Annotated in this window: 16 protein-coding genes; 15 read left to right on the plus strand and 1 reads right to left on the minus strand. The window is 46.7% G+C overall.

Features of this window, described 5'->3' with window-relative positions:
* Positions 1–5 precede the first annotated feature (5 nt).
* From PAEAM_RS07650 to PAEAM_RS07670, 5 genes are all read left to right on the plus strand, one after another.
* Positions 6–1214, plus strand: a complete 1209-nt coding sequence (locus tag PAEAM_RS07650; protein ID WP_100527134.1) for a HEAT repeat domain-containing protein — start codon at positions 6–8, stop codon at positions 1212–1214.
* Between the two features lie 22 nt (positions 1215–1236).
* Positions 1237–2637 (plus strand): glycosyltransferase family 2 protein, encoded by a 1401-nt coding sequence (locus PAEAM_RS07655; protein ID WP_179088526.1) that lies wholly within the window; start codon positions 1237–1239, stop codon positions 2635–2637.
* 275 nt (positions 2638–2912) lie between these two features.
* A complete protein-coding gene (locus PAEAM_RS07660) occupies positions 2913–3716 on the plus strand; it encodes a response regulator transcription factor (protein ID WP_036674925.1) in 804 nt (267 codons plus the stop codon).
* 154 nt (positions 3717–3870) lie between these two features.
* A complete protein-coding gene (locus PAEAM_RS07665; protein WP_076318928.1) occupies positions 3871–5238 on the plus strand; it encodes a nucleotide sugar dehydrogenase in 1368 nt (455 codons plus the stop codon).
* 8 nt (positions 5239–5246) lie between these two features.
* Complete coding sequence (locus tag PAEAM_RS07670; RefSeq protein WP_100527135.1) at positions 5247–6167, plus strand: hypothetical protein; 921 nt, start codon at positions 5247–5249, stop codon at positions 6165–6167.
* A 258-nt stretch (positions 6168–6425) separates the two neighbouring features.
* Here the strand turns inward: PAEAM_RS07670 and PAEAM_RS07675 are convergent, their stop codons facing one another.
* Positions 6426–7298, minus strand: a complete 873-nt coding sequence (locus tag PAEAM_RS07675) for a helix-turn-helix transcriptional regulator (RefSeq protein WP_100527136.1) — start codon at positions 7296–7298, stop codon at positions 6426–6428.
* Positions 7299–8029: 731 nt separating this feature from the next.
* On the opposite strand from PAEAM_RS07675, the gene PAEAM_RS07680 reads away from it, so the two are divergent.
* From PAEAM_RS07680 to PAEAM_RS07720, 10 genes are all read left to right on the plus strand, one after another.
* The gene (locus tag PAEAM_RS07680; RefSeq protein WP_100527640.1) at positions 8030–9214 is read left to right on the plus strand and encodes an LLM class flavin-dependent oxidoreductase; all 1185 of its coding nucleotides are present in this window, start codon (positions 8030–8032) and stop codon (positions 9212–9214) included.
* 214 nt (positions 9215–9428) lie between these two features.
* Complete coding sequence (locus tag PAEAM_RS07685) at positions 9429–10703, plus strand: ABC transporter substrate-binding protein (RefSeq protein WP_100527137.1); 1275 nt, start codon at positions 9429–9431, stop codon at positions 10701–10703.
* A 3-nt stretch (positions 10704–10706) separates the two neighbouring features.
* Complete coding sequence (locus PAEAM_RS07690; RefSeq protein ID WP_017687487.1) at positions 10707–11579, plus strand: carbohydrate ABC transporter permease; 873 nt, start codon at positions 10707–10709, stop codon at positions 11577–11579.
* Between the two features lie 49 nt (positions 11580–11628).
* Entirely contained in the window at positions 11629–12444 is an 816-nt protein-coding gene (locus PAEAM_RS07695) for a carbohydrate ABC transporter permease (protein WP_036674932.1), read from the plus strand.
* 113 nt (positions 12445–12557) lie between these two features.
* Positions 12558–13775, plus strand: a complete 1218-nt coding sequence (locus tag PAEAM_RS07700) for an MFS transporter (protein ID WP_036614537.1) — start codon at positions 12558–12560, stop codon at positions 13773–13775.
* A gap of 278 nt (positions 13776–14053) precedes the next feature.
* Positions 14054–14941 (plus strand): cell wall hydrolase, encoded by an 888-nt coding sequence (locus tag PAEAM_RS07705; RefSeq protein WP_243391282.1) that lies wholly within the window; start codon positions 14054–14056, stop codon positions 14939–14941.
* A gap of 374 nt (positions 14942–15315) precedes the next feature.
* Entirely contained in the window at positions 15316–15474 is a 159-nt protein-coding gene (locus PAEAM_RS31735) for a hypothetical protein (RefSeq protein ID WP_165789856.1), read from the plus strand.
* Complete coding sequence (locus PAEAM_RS07710; RefSeq protein ID WP_100527138.1) at positions 15452–16330, plus strand: prohibitin family protein; 879 nt, start codon at positions 15452–15454, stop codon at positions 16328–16330. Before PAEAM_RS31735 ends, PAEAM_RS07710 begins: the two co-directional genes overlap by 23 nt.
* 215 nt (positions 16331–16545) lie before the next feature.
* Positions 16546–17298 carry a peroxide stress protein YaaA gene (gene yaaA / locus PAEAM_RS07715; protein WP_100527139.1) on the plus strand — a complete coding sequence of 251 codons (753 nt, stop codon included), beginning with the start codon at positions 16546–16548 and terminating at the stop codon, positions 17296–17298.
* Positions 17299–17612: 314 nt separating this feature from the next.
* Positions 17613–20909, plus strand: coding sequence for an RHS repeat domain-containing protein (locus PAEAM_RS07720; RefSeq protein WP_100527140.1), 3297 nt, complete (start codon positions 17613–17615; stop codon positions 20907–20909).
* The last annotated feature ends 21 nt before the right edge of the window (positions 20910–20930 follow it).

The raw sequence follows: 20930 nt of genomic DNA on the forward strand, positions 1-20930 counted from the left end.
TTCACATGTTTCCAAGTTTGGCTTTGGCCTATCTGTTTTTGTACATCTGTATCGCACTTGTTGTTGTAGGCGTCATCGTATTGTTTGCCATGAAAATGTCCCACAATGGCAAACGACGTAAGACGGCATTTTATGAATTGAAGCAGCGTGACTATTTCACCTATCTGCAAACAGCCTTGACTGAGAATAGTCCACTCAGATTGCCACCAGGCAAACTGGCTCCGCTGGAACGCAGAGTCATTCAGGACAGACTGATTGAATGGATCGACCAGTTCAAGGGTGAGTATCGCGACAAATTAATCGCACTGTGCCGTGAAGCAGGATTCGTAGAGCATGATCTGAAGGAACTGGGCCGTCTGCGTTATGGTCGCCAGATTGATGCAGCTTATCGCTTGGGTGGCATGCGTTGTCCCGAAGCCGTTCCGGGTTTGATGGAATTACTGAAGGATGAGAAACCGGGCCCGATGGCCATTATGATTGGTCGATCCATCTCCAGATGTACGACTCGGCAAGGTGAACTGAAAGACATGCTCGCTTTGCTGTTAACCAAAGGTAAGTCCATTCACCATCTGGCAGCAGATATTCTGCTCGAAACGAGTCTGGATACGAGCAGAATTCTAATTGAATTGCTGGAAGACCGGAATCCTGATTTTGTCAAAGTCGGACTGGTTGCCATGTGGGGACAGGCTGTACCTGAAGTGATGCCTGCACTCGACAGACTGGTAGGCGCAGAACATCAGGATGTACGTGCCGAGGCGGTGAAGCTGTATCTTAGCGCAAGTCCGGCACTCCGGGATGAGACAATCCTGAAGCTGATCCAGGACCCCGATCCGGAAGTTCGCGCCGAAGTGGTACAAGCGCTTGGTTACAAGCATGCATCTGGCAGCATTCCATTGCTGCGCAAAGCGCTTCGGGATGAAGACTGGAGAGTTCGATATAACAGTGCGGAGAGTCTGAGCAAGCTCGGTGAACCGGGATTCGAAGCGCTGTGTCAGGCTGCGGTGCAAGGTACAGTTGCTGAGCGCGAGATTGCGATGCAGCAGATTGAGAGTACCATGCAGCACACGAGAACCGATGACAGAGCTGTAGAGCAGATGATTGCACATAACAAAAAAAGACTGCTGTACGATCGCTATTTTGGCCCTGTACGAGAGAACAGAACCAACAAGAAACGTACAGGTGTCGCTACGGTAGGAGGGGATTACACTGCTTAGGGATCTACTATTAATCTACGGCATGGTCGCAATCTACTATGTTGTTTTTGTAAATACGCTCTATTTTTCCATTCTGGCCTTATCGTTCCGTAACATCTGGACGATCTTCCGGCGGTCGCATTATTCCAAATACAATACATTGTCAGGCTCGGAACTGGTACCTTCCGTTTCTCTGCTGGTACCGGCATACAACGAGGAACTGACGATTATTGAAAATGTGAACTGCCTGATGACGCTGAATTATCCAACGTATGAAGTCATTGTGGTGAATGATGGCTCCAGTGATGCGACACTGAATATCCTGTTGAAAGAATATCGTCTGAAGCCAGTACCCAATACGAAGATTCGGGGCAAGATCGCCTGTCAGAAAATTCGTGGGATCTACCATAATCCAGAGTTCCCGGATCTGTATGTCATTGACAAAGAAAACGGCGGTAAGGCCGATTCCCTCAATGCCGGGATCAACCTGTCCCATTATCCGTTGATCTCTTCCATCGATGCTGATTCGTTGCTGGAGAAAGATGCCCTCATCCGCATGGCACGGATGTATATGGAGAATCCGGAAGAGACGGTAGCCATCGGTGGAGATGTAAGGATCGCCAATGGCTGCAAAATTGAAAACGGGGCAGTGCAAGATGTATCGCTGCCACGCAAGATCTGGCCCATGTTCCAGTCGATTGAATATCTCAAAGCCTTCTTGGGCGGACGGATTGGCTGGAGTCACATGAACGGTCTGATCATTGTCTCCGGTGCCTTCGGTATGTTCCGTAAGGACGCTGTTATCGCCGTAGGTGGATACCGGGATGGTTATCCTGGAGAAGACATGAACATCATCATCAAACTTCACCGTTACATGCTGGAAAACAAATTGAAGTACCGCATTGCCTTCTGTCCTGAGGCCGTATGTTGGACGCAGGCACCGGATTCCTACCGGATCTTGTCCAGTCAGCGTAAGCGCTGGGGCCGCGGGAATCTGAAGAACATGATCGAGAATCGTGGCATGTTGTTCAATCCAAAATATAAGGTTATGGGTATGGTGACCATGCCATATAACGTCCTTTTTGAAGCGCTCAACCCGTATTTCCGGATTACCGGACTTCTGGCTCTCGCTGGATATGTCCTTCTGGATATGACGCAATGGCCCATTCTGGTTCTGTTCGGACTGCTGAACTTTGTGAGTGGTTATCTGCTGAGTGTAGGCGCACTTGTCCTAGAGGAGATTGCTTTCAAACGTTACAACAAACTCTCCGATCTGGTCAAAATGCTCGTCTACTCCGCGCTGAAATTCGTGGGTTACCACCAGCTCGGCGTACTGTGGAGATTGCAGGGACATGTGCAGTTCATGCAAAACAACAACTCATGGGGTACCATGACACGTCAAAGCTGGTCCGAGGATGAGAAGAAAACAAGCGAAGCCGCTTGATTAAAGAATAATCAAAGCAATTATATGTCCAACTAGACATTTACACGATAACGGAGAGGGCAGAAAAAGCCTGAAGAGCGAAGCGTGCGCCTAAAAGCTTTCCGAAAGAAAGCTGCATCGAAAGCATACGCTTATCCCCGGATTTCCCCTTTTATAAAGGAATCAAAAAATCTGGGGATAACAGTGATCGAAGGGCTGTTCTGTCATCGCAGTGTCAGTGTAAATAATATTTTTTGGACTTATATAGATAATCGAGGAGAAGGGTGGAAAAGAACATGCCAAATACGGCGACATTGCAGCGTGAGGCTGCCGTTAATGTGTACCGAAGTGTAGAACAGGGATTGAAGGAAACGGGTGCCGAAACATGCGGCTTAATGTTCATCCATTGTGCAGGAAACTCTCAACCTGAGCAGCAGGTCAGGACACATCTGGAGCAAACGAGTGAGTCTGCCTTCCAGGTCTGGAAGGATGGGGCTACCCAAGCGATTGCCGTCCTGTTGCCAGGTTTGTCACTGGATGAAGTTCATTATGAAGGACTTCGGATCAAACATGAGTTGCAAGAGACTGTACCCGGTGCCGATCCACAGATTACACTGGCCAGTTTCCCGGAAGGGGAGCGCCCTTCGAAGGCAACTATTCAGCATATGGCTGAGTCCTCGAAGCTCGTAGATTCGTCGGAAATTCATATCTACACGCTGGACAATACGGCGGACGAGCCGGAACGAATTTTGATTGTGGACAACGATCCGACGGTACGCGAATTCCTGCAATTGCGGTTGAAGATGCAGGGATACGAAACCTATGAAGCCGTTGATGGACTGGCTGCACTGGAGTTGATCGAGAAAGTCACACCAGATCTGGTGCTCACCGAACTGAATTTGTATGGCATCGATGGTCTGCCGTTCATCCATCATATTCAGAATCTGGAGATGGAGCAGCCACCCAAAATTGTCGTGTTGACCGAACAGCGTGTCGAGCAGACGATTAGTCAATGTTTCCGCAGCGGAGTCGATGATTACATGACTAAACCGTTCTCGCCTGTAGAGCTGGATGCCCGAATCAGACGCTGCCTGCATTAGAAGACGGCTTGAATAAGCTGATTGTGTGAAGTGCAAAGTAAGAGCTTTTTTTACACTATGAATCAGATAGATTAGAGCAACATTTAGAGCACAGACACTCATCTATTTATATGGATTTTAAGCACCACCAAATACACTGCCCGGAGGGAATATCATGGAGAATCAACAATTCCACACATTACTGAATGCGATTGAAAATAAAGAAGCTGTACTCGGCGTTGTCGGGCTCGGTTACGTAGGACTTCCACTTGCCGTGGAAATGGTCAATCAAGGTTTCACGGTAATCGGAATTGATCTGGATGCGTCCAAAGTAGAAAGTATCTATCAAGGAGATTCCTATATTCACGATATTTCGTCTGATGAGTTGAAAAAAGTAATGCAAAGCGGTCGTTTCCAGCCAACGACAGATTACAGTATGCTGCGCGTGATCGACGCCCTCAGTATCTGCGTACCGACACCTCTTAGTGAGAATCAGGACCCGGATACGTCTTACATCGAGACTGTTGTGGATCAGATCAAACTGCACATGAAACCAGGCATGCTGATTACGCTGGAGAGCACCACTTATCCAGGTACAACCGAAGAACTGATCCAGCAGCAGCTGGACAAGATCGGACAAGAAGCAGGTAAAGACTATTTCCTCTGCTTCTCGCCTGAACGTGTGGACCCGTCGAACGGACGTTTCACAACATTTAATACGCCGAAAGTAATCGGGGGTACGACCGAAGCTTGCTTGAAGCTCGGAACAGCACTGTATAGCAAATACGTAGAAACTGTAGTACCGGTATCTTCACCAAAAGTGGCTGAGATGTCCAAACTGCTGGAGAACACATTCCGCAGCGTGAACATTGCCTTTGTAAATGAAATGGCGATGATGTGCGACCGTATGGGCATTGATATCTGGGAAGTTATTGATGCGGCGGCGACGAAACCATTTGGTTTCATGCCATTCTATCCAGGGCCAGGCATCGGTGGACACTGCATTCCGCTTGATCCGATGTACCTGTCATGGAAGGCCAAAGGCTTCCGTTTCTATAGCAAATTCATTGAGCTGGCGCAATCCACCAATGACAACATGCCATATTATGTGCTAAACAAAACGTCAACGATTCTGAACGAATACGCTAAATCCGTACGTAAATCCAATATTCTGCTCCTCGGTATGTCGTATAAACCAAATATTGCCGACCTGCGTGAATCACCAGGACTGGAAGTATATGAACTGTTCAAGGAAAGTGGAGCTAACGTTAGCTACTACGATCCACATGCGGATTCCTTCCAGGACAAACATGGCGAGACCGTACACAGCGAAGCGTTCAATCTGGAACAGTTCAAGAAGTACGATTGCATCGTGCTGATCACCAACCACAGCGATTTGCCTTACTTTGATATTGCGGAGATGGGTGTACCAATTCTGGATACACGTAATGCGTTCCGTTCATACACGCATCCGCATATTTACAAGATTGGTCACTCGGTACAGCATCCTGTGCTTGAGCCAAGTGAAGCGTTGCTCGTCTGAGGAAATATATGAGGCAACGGGGCAAACTGGTGGGTATGGCGAAATGGGCCATTCTGGCTGTTGTGTTGTGCCTGCTGCTTCTGTCCTGGATGTTCAAATGGTTCTCGGCAGAGGAACACAAAGCGACCTGGCTGTGGGACGCGTCCATTATTGCAGAACAAACGCCTGAGATTATTGCCTTTTCCAAAGAACAGGGCGTAGATACCATCTTCCTGCAAATCCAGGATGAGCTGCCTGACGCAACATACCGTAAATTCATTGCGGCTGCCCGACAGGCTGAGATTGAAGTGCATGGACTTAACGGTCATGCAGACTGGGCCTATGAGGAGAAGCGGGATGAAGGACTTGCTTTTATCGAGCGAGTACGAGCATACAATGCAGCTTCGGCCAAGAATGAACGCTTCCAAGGTATTCAACTGGATGTCGAGCCGTATCAGTTGAAGCGCTGGGAGAACGAGGAGAGCAGCGTCATTGCAGAGTGGCAGAACAACATGAAGGCCTGGACAAAAGCCGGCGAGGATGCCGGACTGTACATGAGCGCTGCCATTCCGTTCTGGCTTGATGCCCGTCAGTCGGCTGAAGGAGGTACATTCAGTCGCTGGGTGATCTCCCACTTTGATGCGGTGGCCATTATGGCTTACCGGGATAGTGGGCAGCAGATGTATGATCTGTCCAAGGAAGAACTGGACGAAGCGGATGATCTCGGCAAGAAAGTCTGGATCGGAGCGGAACTCGCGGATACACACGAGGGGGATCACCTGACCTTTTTCCGTAAACCGGTTAGCAACATGAATGAAGAGATGGCAAAGGTGTTCGATCTGGGTTCCTCTCATTCTTCTTTTGCAGGTGTGGCTGTGCATCATTATGAAGCATGGTATGCCAAGAAGAACGGTATTCCGCTTGCGCGCAAGGATGAAAAGAAGGAATAGCGCTAGGTCAGTGTTAACAAGTTGCTGGTTCCTGGTACATGCAGTCAAGACTATAGTATAGAAAGAAGGCAAGTCCCGGGTAGATGGGGCTTGCCTTTTTTGGTGGTGGATTTCGTAATGGGTTTGGCAGCACTATGATGTGCAGGATATGAAACTCAGGAGTCCGTTGTACTTTGGTAGAGGCAACATCTTACACACAGCACACAAGGCGTGGTGCATGAGCCATGGAGTATAGGCTGGGGAGCGAAAGTCGCTCCCTCATTCTTTCGTGCTCTCCGCTGTGCGATAGCGATTGGGCGGCAGACCAACTTGCTTTTTGAACGCTTTGGAGAAGGAGAACAAGTCCGGGTAACCTACGGAATGAGCCACTTCAGTTAAGCTTAGCGGCGTCTGCACGAGTAGACGTTTCGCCTGATTCATTTTCAACTGCTGGATATATTGCACAGGGGACAGACCATAGGCTTTGCGGAACTGTTTGGCAAAATGGGTTCGATCCACACCCGCATGAGCGGACACACCTTCCACGGAGATACCGCCTGCAAAATGAATGTCCATGTATTCCTTGCCTTTCTGAAGCCAAGGCGTGGCTGAATCCGGTTGCAATCCTTTGGTTGCGGGAGACCGGGCGATCCGGTCGAAGAGGTTTAGAAATCGGGTGAGTCGTCCCAGATCACTCGCTCCATCCTGCGGTTTGCGAACATCCTCCATGAACGAGCGCATGGCACTTGCAGTCTCCGGGGTAAGTACACCTGAACGGTACGGTGAGTCGGGTGTAAGTCCAATTCGAGACAGTAACTCGGCTGCATGTGCACCGTCAAAAGCAATAAATATTTTCTGCAACGTATCCTCGGGGTCTGTCCAGTACTCATGGGTAACATGTGGAAACAGACAGAACGCATCCCTGGCACGAAGGGCGTGACGCTGTCCGTTCTGTATGAATGTACCTTCCCCCTCCAGTACAAACAGCAAATAATAATAAGGCGTAGTACGCGGGCCAATATGATAGTTGGTCTTGGCTATATTTCGTCCGATGCGAATCGGCCAGGCGCCACCAGCTTTCTCGAATTCAGATGGAGTGAAGAAAATAATATCCAAAAACTCATGGTGGTCCTCCTTCATGCTCTCGGTCATCAGGAACACCTCTTTATTGTATAAGTATCGTTTGTACATTCTAAAAGTTTCACTTATAGATGTAGTTCAAAAAGTCCACTTCTGATTACGAATCATGCCAAGTGGCATTATCAACATCGAAGCTGAAATTCAGCCGAAATAAGCGGGAGGCTTACGAAGTATGTTTCCTTTGGAAACATTGTGGTTGCTCACGTAGTTTTCCTACGCTCCGCTACTCCATTTCTAGCTTCATTCCATCTTCTTGGTACTAAAAACCAGACTTTTTGAACATGTATTTAAACCTATTATACAGGTGGGTTTTATATATATTCAAGATCAGGAAGACCTAAATCTGAGAAAAGACCACAAAATGACAAAATAAAATTGCCGCGAAATGACATTGCTCACAGACAAATCAATTGATATGATGTCCATACCTATTAAACCAAGTTAATTAATCGGCATTTGGGTGCCTACTTTGAAAATGAGTTATAAATTAGGCACACTTTAAAAATCAATTTCAACCAGTGCAAACGTAGTGGAGGGGACGAAATCGATTCTGAAGAAACATAGTGTTCACCTTTATCTCCGGATTTCCCCTTAGAAAAGGGGATCAAAAAATCTGGAGATAACAGTGATCGTAAGAACGATTCGTAACCGGAACGGCCAAGTTGCAGAACAGTGATCTTTTTTTAACATGAGACTTTATTTATTCATAGAAGGGATTGACTTTTGTGAGCGAACAGGAAGATATGAAGTTTGGATGGTTTTTGCCTACAGCAGGGGATGGTAAGTATGTAGGGGTTGCCCCGGAGCGGGAACCGAGTCTGGAGTATCTGGTCGATGTGGCACAGACGGCGGAAAAGGCAGGATTCGAATTTGTACTGATTCCAACAGGTGGGGCCTGTCTGGATGCGTGGGTGGTCGGCTCAGCTGTGATGAGTCACACAAAGACATTGCGTCCCCTTGTCGCCATTCGCCCGGGATTGGTTACACCCGTACTCGCTGCACGAATGGGAGCCGCACTGGATCAGCTCTCTGGTGGTCGCGCCATGATCAATGTGGTGACAGGCAGTTCTGTTCGAGATCTGGAGGAACTCGGCGATCCACTGGCACATGCGCATGATGAACGGTATGTACGAGCGAGCGAGTACATGGAGGTCATGAAGCGTTCATGGACCCAATCGACGGGACTGAATCTGACGGAGTTTGCAGGAAGTGGTTCAAAATCTGGCGCAGATGCACCCAGTGATCCCAATCCTGAATTCAACGGCCAGTATTATAATTTCAAAGGACCGGTAGGCATGCCGGAGACGGTGCAAAATCCGCATCCACCATTTTATCTGGGAGGAAGTTCTCCGATAGCGAAGAAGGTCGCCGTAGAACATGCGGATACGTTCCTCATGTGGGGTGAGCCTCATGACTGGATTCAGGAGCAGATTGAAGAGATTGAGGTCATCCGACAGCAGGTGAAAGAGGAGACCGGACAAGATCGTCAGCTCCGTTACGGCATGCGTGCTCAGGTACTCATTCGGGATACGGAGGAAGAAGCATGGGCAGCAGCTTGGGAGATTATTAGCAAAGTACCACCAGAAGCGATTGAGAAAGCCAAAGCCGCTTTTGCAGAGACGGATGCAACCAACCAACGCAGACAGAACGAGCTACGGGAGCTGTCCGAGAAGCAACAGTTTGTCGTAGGTCCGAACCTGTGGACAGGCTTGTCCGTTGTTCGTTCCGGCGGTGCGATCCTCATTGTAGGTACAGCCGAACAGGTCGCAGAGCGTTTGATGGAATATGGAGATCTGGGCGTGACAACCTTCATTCTGTCCGGTTACCCGCATCTGGAAGAGGCCGAAATCTTCGGACGGACCGTGATGCCGATCATTCGCGAGAAATGGAAAACAAGACAGAAGCAGCATCAAGTTACTACTAACTAAGTAAGTTTAACTAATCTTTTTATACGAAAACGGAGAGGACAGAAATAACGTGAAGAAGCGAAGCGTTCGCCTTTATCCCCGGATTTTTCCTTTTATAAAAAGGAATCAAATAAATCTGGGGATAACAGCGATCGGAAGGTTATTCTGTCATCGGAGTGGTCAGTATAAACATTCTTTAGTTAAAATATCAAGCATCCTCAGGAGGTCGTCTTTCATGAAAAAAAATAAAAAATTAATCCTGCCGCTTGTCAGTATGCTGGTGATGTCCATCCTGCTGTCAGCTTGCGGCGGCGGGGATAACGCGTCATCTGGTGAGAACGGCTCCTCGGGTTCAGGCCAAGTTACAATCAGCTTCATGCACTGGCGTGGAGAAGATGTGGAAGCACTGAACAAAACCATTGACGCTTTTGAGACAGCAAATCCGAACATTAAAGTGGAGATGCAGACGCTGCCTTCCGATCAATATCAGTCCACCGTACAATCCAAAATCAGTGACGGTTCGGTAGGAGATGTATTTGCCTCCTTCCCGGGTGCACAGTTCGAAGCTTTCACTAAAGCCGGCTTGTTCACGGACCTGACCGGATCATCGTTTCTGTCGGCCTACAATTCCAAGCTGATTGAATCAGGACAGCACGATGGCAAGCAATATGCGATCCCGTATCAACTCGTATATAACGATCCAATTTATAATGTAAAACTGTTTGAACAATACGGCCTGACGCCACCGACCGATTGGGAAGGTTTCCTGGCACTTTGCCAGAAGCTAAAAGACAATGGCATCATTCCGATTGCCTTTGCCGGAGCGGACATTGGCCCAGGGCAATTCATGAATACGATGGTGATGAACAATGCACCAAGTGACGACATTTTTACCAAAGTGGAAGCTGGCGAAGCCAAACTGACGGATGAGTTTTGGGTGAAAACATTGACTCAAATCAAGGAACTGAACGATAAAGGTTACTTCCAGCAGGATGCACTGGGTACGAAAGACCCTGCGGCTGGAGCGCTGTTTATTCAAGAGAAAGCAGCCATGCTGGCGAGCGGATCATATCAATTGGCACAGAACAAGCAGCAGAATCCAAATCTGGAGCAAAAACTGCTTGCACCGATTACCGTAAGTGCCGATCAAGCGAAGTATGAAGGAGTGCATACGACCACATTCATGCTCGCCGTGAACAGCAAATCAAAACATCCGGAAGAAGCGAAGAAGTTCCTCGAATTCCTTAGCAATCCCGATGTAGCGAGTAACTATGCCAACCAAACGGGACAAAATGTAACGGTGAATGATGTGAAGTACGATACGCCTGAGCTTCAGGTAGCCGGAGAATGGGCAACCAAAAAGACCGTGTTCCAGCCACGGTTCACCATCCTGAACGGAGATAATCAAAAAGCAGTAACTAACTCCATCCAGGCTGTACTAAGCGGCACTTCTCCAGAAGAAGCAGCACAGCAGGCACAAGCGATCATTGATCAGCATATCGGGAAATAAACGATGAAAAACCGTCTTCAGCTATCCCTGTTTCTGATCCCCGGGTTGCTGCTGTACGTTGGATTGTTCGTATTTCCTACATTGACGGGGCTGTTCTATTCCTTTACGGACTGGGATGGGGTATCCCCGTCGTATGCATTTGTAGGGCTGGATAATTACAAGGACAGTCTCAGCAGCATCGTATTCCGCAAAGCCTTTGGCAACAACGTGGAGTTCATGTTAACGGTTGTTATTGCACAAACCTTTATTTCACTTGTCCTGGCCCTGCTCTTGGTACGCAATACCAAGACACGCATTGTGCTTCGGGCACTGTATTTCCTGCCTGCGATTCTGTCCTCCGTATCGGTCGGACTGATCTGGGCATTTATGTATGATCCATCCATTGGATTGATCAACTATGGACTGAATGAAGCCGGGATGAGCAGCATAGCTCGCAACTGGATTGGTGATCCGAAAATCGCCATCTATTCCATCGCTGCGGTACAGGTATGGGCCCATGCCGGCCAGATGATGATTGTATTCATCGCAGGTCTGCAAGGCATTCCGGCAGAACTGTATGAAGCGGCTCGTATGGACGGCGGCAGCAAATGGCAGGTATTCCGTACCGTGACTTGGCCGCTGCTGGCACCTTCGGCAACGATTGTTGTGGCCTATACGACCATTCAGTCGTTCAAGGCATTTGACCTCATTTTCACAATGACGGACGGAGGCCCGAACTACGCAACTGAAATTTTGACAACATATATCTATCATACCGCCTTTGGCAGCTATTCATTTGGTCTGGCTTCTGCCGGTTCCATGATCTTCCTGGTGTTGCTCGCGCTCTTGACGCTGTTGCAGTTCAAGGCACTGCGTGCCGACCGGGTAAGTTATTGAGGTTGATGTTGGAGCATTCATCCTGCAATCGAGGCAGAAGGGAGTTCACATGTTTTTAAAATGGTTCAATCGCCTGATCTTATTGGTGTACGCGCTGCTGATTCTGGTGCCGCTGTACTTTGTGTTTGTATCCTCGTTCAAAACAAGCAGCAATTTCTTCACCAGTCCATTCAGCTGGCCGGACCCGTTTACGTGGGATAACATCACTGGCATGTTCCGCAATCAGCCGATGTGGCAATATTTCGGAAACAGTCTGGTCGTGACGCTTGGTACGGTTGCCATTGAGTTATTGCTGAGTAGCATGATTGCTTACGCCATTGTCCGCTGGGGCGGTAGTGTAGGTAAAATCGTGTTTGCTCTGTTCGTAGCCGGTCTGATCGTTCCTTCCCAGGTGAGTATGCTGCCGATCTATTCTCTCACGCGTACACTTGGGTGGTCGGACAGTCTCACGGGATTGATTGTCGTATCCGCGGCTATGCTGATGCCTGTCTCAGTATTTATGCTGACAGGTTTCATGCGCATGCTCAATTCGGAGATTCTGGAAGCGGGCAGTATGGATGGGGCCAGCGAATGGAGACTCTATACGCGGATTGCACTGCCACTGGCTGCACCTTCGCTGGCGGCAACGGCTACGTTCCTGCTCGTCATGGTCTGGAATGACTTGCTTATTCCGATGCTGATGCTCAGCAGTAAGTCCAAGCTCACTTTACCGCTCGCACTTATGCAGTTCCGCGGGGAATACGTGACGAACTACCCGATGATGCTTACAGGTGTGCTGGTAACGGCCATTCCGATGATTGCGTTGTTCCTTCTACTCCAGCGTTACTTTGTAGCAGGTCTGACAGCGGGTTCACTCAAGGGGTAAGGTATCGCAGAAATCGGAAGGAAAAGCTTATTTTGCATTGATTTCTGGAGCATTTTGCATAATAATGATTTAGTGTCAGAATGACTACATAGAGATCAAGGGAGCTATAAGTGATGAGCAAACTGGAAGTATTGCGGAATCCCAAGCAGCGCAAGCTGCTGTTTAGTGCCGGCATGAGCTGGCTGTTTGATGCGATGGAAGTTGGTATGATCTCCTTTATCGTGGCTGCACTTGCCAAGGAATGGAGTCTCAGTCCCGGACAAGTCGGTGTGCTTACGAGTATTAACTCCATCGGTATGGCATTAGGTGCTTTGCTTGCAGGTGCACTTGCGGACCGTTTTGGACGGAAGGCCATACTGATGTGGACCTTGTTAATCTTTACGATTGCAAGCGGTCTGTCTGCATTGGCGACTGGATTTGCGGTATTGTGTGCACTGCGTCTGGTTGCGGGTATTGGACTTGGCGGCGAGCTGCCCGTGGCATCTACCCTGGTATCGGAGTCGATGCCTACAGCGGAACGGGGACGTGCCGTTGTATTATTGGAAAGTTTCTGGGCAGGGGGCTGGATTGTATCAGCACTGATTGCGAACTTTGTTATCCCGGAGTACGGATGGAGAATTGCTTTTGCCATTGGTGCGCTTCCGGCGTTCTATGCACTGTATCTGCGTCGTGCCATTCAGGACCCGCCGCGGTACAAGAATCATACCAAGCTTCATAAAATTACGTTCCGCGAAAAAGTGGCTACCGTCTGGTCAGCACCACATCGCCGTACAACGTTGATGCTCTGGATTTTGTGGTTTACCGTCATTTTCTCTTATTATGGGATGTTCCTGTGGCTGCCTTCGGTTGTAATGGCAAAAGGATTTACGTTGGTCAAAAGCTTCCAATACGTGCTGATCATGACGATCGCACAGTTGCCAGGTTACTTCACCGCGGCGTACTTCATTGAACGTTACGGGCGCAAGTTCGTACTGGTTGTGTACCTTACCTTGACTGCATTCAGTGCGATTGCGTTTGGATTGGCTACAACGGAAGCCACGATCCTGACCGCAGGAATCTGTCTTTCCTTCTTCAATCTGGGAGCTTGGGGTGGTCTGTACGCCTACAGCCCGGAATTGTATCCAACTTCCGTTCGTTCGACAGGTGTTGGCCTTGCCACATCGGTTGGCCGAATCGGTGGCGTACTGGCTCCATTAATGGTCGGTATGCTGGTTCAACGCGAAGTAGCAATCAGCCTGATTTTCACGATTTTCTTCGTGACAATCCTCATTGGCGCAGCAGCTGTACTGTTCTGGGGCCGGGAAACGAAGGGTCAGGAACTGGCCGAGTAATTGTCAATAAATACAACGCAACTTTTGTACGGGTCTGCCAGCCTACGAAAATGCCGGGTTGGACAAGCGGTGTAGGGTTGATAGAAGAAGGGGTATGACCATGGTGTGACCATGGGCTCATGCCTCTTTTTGTTATGTTCAGCGTCGTTTTTTCACTGCGTCATCGGTCCGATAGACTTCATTTTTTCTATATCCTATAATGACACTCGGGATGTCCAACCGTGAGGATTCAGGAGGAAGATGTGGGATCTGGATTCAGAAAAGTGGAGGTTAATGGAATGATGAAGAATAATATTGGAATGGATCAACCGAATGAAATCAATGAAAAGAATATGATAAGTGAATTAGATAGCGTAAGTGAGATGAAAGAGATGAAGGTGGGAAGCCATATGAACAGTAATGAACGGACTACAGTTGATAGCACGAATGAGGGGCTGAATCCATTAACGTTTGCTGACAACATGGAACCTATCACTGTCAGTCGGAAAGTCACTCATGGGAAGGGGAACATGGCTGGCAAAAGAGCAGGGCGGGTCAGTATGCTTCTCGGTGCCTGCGCGATGACGCTAGGATTGACCGTGGCAGCTCCTTCTGCGGGAGCACAGAAGCTGGAACAGGGCGTTCGTAGCGAGCATGTGTTGCAATTGCAGGAGCAATTAAGCGATCTGGGGTACTTTGACGCCGGAATGACTGGATATTATGGTACCATCACCAAAGGTGCTGTCCGCAAGTTCCAGCAGGCGCAGGGACTGAGTGCAGACGGCGTTGCAGGTCCAGCGACGCTGAATAGGCTGAACAAAAAGGCCAAAGCCGAGGGCGAGACGCTGCGCCAGTTGGCGAAGCTGATCCACGGTGAAGCGCGCGGGGAGTCTTTTGAAGGGCAAGTCGCTGTAGGAGCGGTTGTGTTGAATCGGGTACATTCGAGTGAATTCCCGTCGTCTATTTCGAAGGTTATTTTCCAGAAAGGACAATTCACGGCTATAGACGATGGGCAGTTTAATACCAAGCCAACCCAGACTTCTTACAGGGCTGCTCGTAAGGCATTGAATGGCGCTGATCCGACGAACGGAGCGCTGTATTATTACAATCCGAAGATTGCCACTTCAGTGTGGAGTAAGAGCAGGCCAACGCTTCTGACCATTGGGCAGCATGATTTTACGAGATGAGTTTAAGTAGAGATAGGTAGTGTAATATTTGAAATGATAATGATGAACCTCGGCTGTACGCTGCTGAATGCAGACGTGTACCGGGGTTTGTTTTTGTAGTTAGCTCGTATAGGCGAGGTGTACGAGAATCTCAATATAATCTACATCAATGGGAATGGTCAGCATATAATCATACTTACGGTGCATTAATGGGAAAAGGCGTTACAAGAAGCGGCACCGGATATCTTTGAAACCAAATCGAATATATTAAAGTATATATATAGAAGATATAAAATATTAATTACATATTTGGATGAATGAGAATTAATATTAAACTGATGTAGATCATGCCCACTGAGGTTTTGCTAGTTACATCCATAGAGGGGAGGACGGATATGCCATTTATTGGGGGAATCATTTTAATTTTTATCCTAGCATTTATTCTATGGTCATTAATGTTCCCGCTATTCAATAAAATAGGTAGTAGAATTTTGAAGAAATACAATAAATTCAAACAAGAGGAGAATGGTGATGAAAAATTCAAAGACGTTTAGGGTAGGGGCAATTGCGGTTGCATTAGTTATTATTGTGGGCGTGCTAATGGTGACCTTCTTTTTAACACGAATTCCTAATGGATATGTTGGGGTCGTTTATTCACCAAATGGAGGCGTAAAAGATAGCACACTGAGTCAAGGGTGGAAACTCGTTGGAGCGTTTGATAAAGTGACGAAATATCCTATCCGAATTCAAACGGTGGAATACAGAGATATTCAGATTGCTACTTCTGACGGGAAAAACATCACAATCGATTTTGCTTACAACTACCAAGTAGAACCAAGTAAAGTATCTTCTATCTTTAATACATTTGGGCCAATTAGCATTCAAGAAATTGAGGATACATATCTCAAAACACGTTTCCGTGACGCAGCTCGTAAGGGGATTTCCAAGTTTACAGTCATTGATGTGTATGGTGAAAAGTCATCCGAAGCAGGAGTAGACGTGCAACAACGTTTTTCTGATGACGTTAAAGAATTAGGCTTTATTGTATCCAACGTTACTGTAGGTGTTCCTCAACCTGACGCCAAGACTCAGGAAGCAATCGATAAGCGTGTCGAAGCTTCTCAAGAACTGGAACGTAAAACGACTGAACTTGAGATCGCCAAGAAAGAAGCAGATCGTAAGCGCGTGGAAGCGCAGGGGAATGCAGACAAACTATTGATCGAAGCAGAAGGTCAAGCTAAAGCAAACAAAGAGCTTCAACAATCTTTATCGAGTCAACTCGTTGAATATGAAACCATCAAGAAATGGGATGGAGCCCTTCCATATGTAAGTGGGTCAAATACGCCAATGATTCAATTGCCGACTACAAAAACAGAGCAAAATAGCGGCGCGGGGAGCGTAACTCCCTAATCGCGGTTTGAAATGCACACCGTGCTTTCTCACCAATTGAATGTGTTGAATTCTAATGAACAAGCCGGTCCAATCGTGGGCTGGCTTGTTTATTTTTGATGCATTTCAGAGGTACTATGAGGGATTTAGTTAAGCCATGGCATTGGATTCGCCTGTCCAATCCTGTACAATGGATAACGACAAAAACAACGGTAGATTAAGGATGGATCAGCACGATGAGAATTATCATATCACCAGCTAAAAAGATGAAGATTGATACCGATCTTATGGCTATCGCGCAGATGCCACAGTTTATAAACGAGTCGGAACAGTTATTGAGTCTGCTTCAAAAGTTATCCTATGACGAACTCAAAGCGATGTGGAAGTGTAACGATGCAATCGCCGAACAGAACGTGGAGCGGATTCGGAATATGAATATTAAAGCAAATCTGACACCAGCAATCTATGCCTATGAGGGCATTCAGTATCAGTATATGGCTCCATGTGTTTTTCAAAATGAGGAACTGGCGTATCTTCAGCAGCATTTACGCATATTATCCGGTTTTTATGGCATGTTACGGCCTTTGGATGGGGTTACCCCTTATCGGTTGGAGATGCAGGGCAAGTTGCAAGGTCCAGGCTTCAAATCGCTCTATCAATTCTGGGGTAGCAAACTCGCAGATCAGCTTCAATCAGAAAGCAACTACATCCTAAATCTGGCTTCCAAAGAGTATAGCAAAAATATTTTGCCTTTTCTGAGCGAGGAAACCCGGTTCATTACATGTGTATTCGGACAAATGGTCAATGGGAAGCTTGTTGAAAAGGCAACCTGGGCCAAGATGACCAGAGGTGAAATGGTACGTTATATGGCAGAGCATAAGATTACAGATGTGAAGGACGTAAGAAACTTTGATCGGTTGAATTTCGCTTTTTCAGAAGAACGATCTGACGAGAGCACGTTTGTTTTCATACAAGCAGAGCTACAGTAGCTGCTGTGCGCTGACCATGTACTAGAATGATAACTATTTGATTCAATTAAAAGTCGCCAACTGGCGGCTTTTTTATTTTTCAGATATTAAATCTAAGTCCTAATCAAAATAGGAATCTATTTTGTATCAGGATAATGACAGGTTATATTTTAAATTGTTATCTGAAATATAAAAGGAAAAAAGTCCCTGGATTTAGGGACTAATTTACTATGTCCTAAAATAAGGAAAATGACGATAATGATTTATTAGGCTCCATTTATACATCTGTTGAGGGAGGAAATGGAGAAAAAACATAAAGGAGGAATATGAATTCCATGAGTTTAAGAAAAGGTTTTATTGTTTTTCTGATGGCTTTGTTGTTGATTGGAACCATGTATCCGACTAGCGGTTATGCGCTTTCGGATCAATCGGATGCCATAATAACAAGTGAAAGTAGCGCGGAGAATGTTGATGTTTCTATGGAGGAATCAGCTTTAACAGACGGCGAGAATCTAGATGTTATTGATCCGGATGTCTACGAAGAACCAGAAGGTGTAGATGAAGTTATCGAAGAAGCAGAAGATGAAGCGACGGTAACTGATGATACATACGGGGAAAACTCTTTCTCTCCTCAAGCTATGGCCATGGCAGATGGAACTTTGACCATGAGTCCCGGAGATTCCTATACGTTCACGAATAACGGAAGTGCCGCAAGATCGTTAAGTACCAATGCCGCGACTTCAAGAAGCAGTGCATACGATTACGTTATTTATAGACCAGATGGCAGCATCATGAGCGAAAACATGAACTCTATTAGCAGTTTATCAGTAGGCTCAGGCTATACAGCTGTAATCACCTCTACGGGTCAGAATCCGTTTACAGTGACAATCCGTTCAGAATTTTCTTACAGTGTATCAGCTAACCCAGCCATGCTTAGGGTTACGTTATCCAAAGGAGAGAGCTATCGATACTTTAATGAAGGGACACAGTCAAGAGTTCTAAGTGCCGATACTTCCACAGCTCAGGACAGGAAGATAGATTACGCTTCATACAAAGAAGATGGTAGTCTTGTAGCTTCCAATTTCGAAACGACTGGGAAACCTTCACTTGCGGGAGGGAACGAAATCATTATTACTGGAGCGGGCTCACAGCCTGTTAGTGTTGGTTTTCCCTATGAAGTCTATACCGGTGAATGGAGCGATGAGCCAGCCTATACGCGTACAACGCTATATCAGGGAGATAGCTACCAGTTCACTAATATCAGTTCCAAATCCGATGCACTCCAAACGGATGGAACGACCAAAGATAAGCATGATTACGTTGTTTATCTTCCGGATGGAACGGAAAGTTCTACAGGGACGAATACGACCACTAAACCTACTGTAGCAGCAGGAAGAACCGCCGTTGTAACTTTGGTTACAGCAACGCCTGTAACATATGGTGTGCCCTATCGGACATTTGATGTCCAAAAAGCCGGTGGCGATGCAATTACTCGAATCACTGTATATCCTGGAGAATCTATGATTTTCAGTAATAATGGTTCGTTGGCCAATCCGATAAAAAACAATGCCAGCAGTACCAATGGAGCCCTTTTTGACTATGTTCTTTATACAGCAGAAAACGTCGTTCATTCGGATGGATTCAACAAAAATACTAATCCGATCATTCGTTCACAGGGGTACGCAGTCGTGACCGTAGTTGGGCAAGTCCCAATTGAGTTTAGTTATACGGATGATTTCTCGGTTGAAGAAAGCATGGAACCTGCGTACCATCGCGTAACACTCAAACAGGGAGAAAGCGTGACATTTTGGAATAACACTACTGATCGGGAATATCTCGACAGTGATGCGTCCACCACCCAAGGGCGGATCTTTGATTACGTCACCTATTATCCAGATGGTACAGAACGAAGTACAAGAAAAGCAACAGCGGTTGAACCAGTTGTTTACTATGGAAATAAAGCAGTAATTACAGGTGTATCTGCGGAGCCTGTAACCATAGGTGCGATTTACACCATTTTTGATGTAGAGGATCGACCAAATGAAGCACTAACTAAGATTACGGTATCACCGGGGCAATCGGTCAAATTCCATAATGGAGGCTCACTCAGCAACCCAATACGGAGTAACGCCAAAAAATTAGGTGCACTGTTTGATATTGTGGTGTATAAGGCAGACGGCAGAGCACATAGTGACAAATTCAATAGCAATGTAAGTCTCGCTACCATTCCTTCTGGTGGTGAAGCCATCGTTACCGTAGGGGGAAGTACACCTGTAACATTTGAATACACGGATGATTTCTCTGTAGTGGATAGCCAGGAACCAGCTTATCTGCGCGTAACGTTGAACAAAGGCGAGAGCTATGCCTTTACCAACATAAGCTCAGATGCGAAAAGGGTCCGAAATGATGCTTCCAGCAGTGAGGGGCGGGTGTATGATTACACGATTTACAACGTAGATGGGACAGTGTCAAGCAGTAGAACAGCAACAGCGATCGAGGCGTATGTCTTGGGTGGTAAAAAAGTTGTTGTTACCAACATCTCGGATCAACCCATAACGTATGGTGGGATTTACCGCGTTTTCCGTGGACAAGATGATCAAGTCCCTTCACCAGAAACAGAAATCACTGTCAATCAAGGACAGAGTGCAGTATTTACGAATCCGGATTCAAAACCCGCTCAAATTGAACGAATCGCAGGAGTAAATTCCGTTGTGGATTATACGGTCTACGACAAATCTAATAAAGCATTGTATTTCGTGGAAGGTATGAGTCATGCAACATGGGATATTCCAGCAGGTGCAACGCTTGTTGTTACCGTAGTATCTACGGAACCTGTAACGATTCAATATACCTCTCCTGTGACAGCCAGCTCCAGTAAGGAGCCTGCACTTATTAAGCGGAATTTGACGCCAAATAACACGCTCTTGTTCTCGAATACCTCATCGTATGAGGCTATACTCGTTGGTTCTCCTTCTGAAGGAGGAACCTATGATTACGTTATTCGAAATCAGAATCAAGTTGTTGTTAAGGAAGGAAAGAACGCTACAGGAGGACAATTTGTACCTGGAAAGTCTGACATTCAGGTGCATAACGTGTCAGCCCAAACACTGAAATTTGTTGGTGCTTATCGGCACTTTACGGTCAAGGAAGTGGAAGTGGAGTTTCTGACTTTGTATGAAAACACAGAGACGGCGCTTCCGACAGTTCAGCAAGGGAATGTGTACTACCGTTTTAGTCCGTATAGCTCTGACAAGTATCGGATTGCCATAAAGGAATCAGGTGATTTTTCCATTGAACCTCGGATCGAATTGTATTCAGATAAGGAATTGAGCATTCCGGTAGCTGCTTCAATAGAGCAAGAGCAGGTATATGGTGAGCAATATACGGTTCTTGAATGGGAGCTTGAAGGTGGACAGAATTATTATCTCAAGCTAAGTGAAAAAGAAGGAAAACCGATTCAGGGAGCCATAAAAGCAGCATGGATGAACATTCGTAATGACAATAGCTATGAGTACGGCTATGGAAATCAATTGCTTAAAGTCGTTCTATTTACAGGAGATCAAATTGTGTTTGAGTATGATCGCAACGGTAATTTAACGAAACGAACGAAAAAGATTTTCCCATTTAATTAATGATTGTCTAAATCTAGGTTG

Source organism: Paenibacillus sp. GM1FR (genome assembly GCF_002803315.1).
Lineage (GTDB): Bacteria > Bacillota > Bacilli > Paenibacillales > Paenibacillaceae > Paenibacillus > Paenibacillus amylolyticus.

Bases quoted from the DNA above. Each gene is read 5' to 3' on its own strand.
- PAEAM_RS07665 (WP_076318928.1), top strand. From the start codon at position 3,871: ATGGAGAATCAACAATTCCACACATTACTGAATGCGATTGAAAATAAA.
- PAEAM_RS07705 (WP_243391282.1), top strand. From the start codon at position 14,054: ATGATGAAGAATAATATTGGAATGGATCAACCGAATGAAATCAATGAA.
- PAEAM_RS07670 (WP_100527135.1), top strand. From the start codon at position 5,247: ATGAGGCAACGGGGCAAACTGGTGGGTATGGCGAAATGGGCCATTCTG.
- PAEAM_RS07680 (WP_100527640.1), top strand. From the start codon at position 8,030: ATGAAGTTTGGATGGTTTTTGCCTACAGCAGGGGATGGTAAGTATGTA.
- PAEAM_RS07690 (WP_017687487.1), top strand. From the start codon at position 10,707: ATGAAAAACCGTCTTCAGCTATCCCTGTTTCTGATCCCCGGGTTGCTG.
- PAEAM_RS07685 (WP_100527137.1), top strand. From the start codon at position 9,429: ATGAAAAAAAATAAAAAATTAATCCTGCCGCTTGTCAGTATGCTGGTG.
- PAEAM_RS07650 (WP_100527134.1), top strand. From the start codon at position 6: ATGTTTCCAAGTTTGGCTTTGGCCTATCTGTTTTTGTACATCTGTATC.
- PAEAM_RS07710 (WP_100527138.1), top strand. From the start codon at position 15,452: ATGAAAAATTCAAAGACGTTTAGGGTAGGGGCAATTGCGGTTGCATTA.
- PAEAM_RS07675 (WP_100527136.1), bottom strand. From the start codon at position 7,298: ATGACCGAGAGCATGAAGGAGGACCACCATGAGTTTTTGGATATTATT.
- yaaA (WP_100527139.1), top strand. From the start codon at position 16,546: ATGAGAATTATCATATCACCAGCTAAAAAGATGAAGATTGATACCGAT.
- PAEAM_RS07655 (WP_179088526.1), top strand. From the start codon at position 1,237: ATGGTCGCAATCTACTATGTTGTTTTTGTAAATACGCTCTATTTTTCC.
- PAEAM_RS07700 (WP_036614537.1), top strand. From the start codon at position 12,558: ATGAGCAAACTGGAAGTATTGCGGAATCCCAAGCAGCGCAAGCTGCTG.
- PAEAM_RS07660 (WP_036674925.1), top strand. From the start codon at position 2,913: ATGCCAAATACGGCGACATTGCAGCGTGAGGCTGCCGTTAATGTGTAC.
- PAEAM_RS07720 (WP_100527140.1), top strand. From the start codon at position 17,613: ATGAGTTTAAGAAAAGGTTTTATTGTTTTTCTGATGGCTTTGTTGTTG.
- PAEAM_RS07695 (WP_036674932.1), top strand. From the start codon at position 11,629: ATGTTTTTAAAATGGTTCAATCGCCTGATCTTATTGGTGTACGCGCTG.
- PAEAM_RS31735 (WP_165789856.1), top strand. From the start codon at position 15,316: ATGCCATTTATTGGGGGAATCATTTTAATTTTTATCCTAGCATTTATT.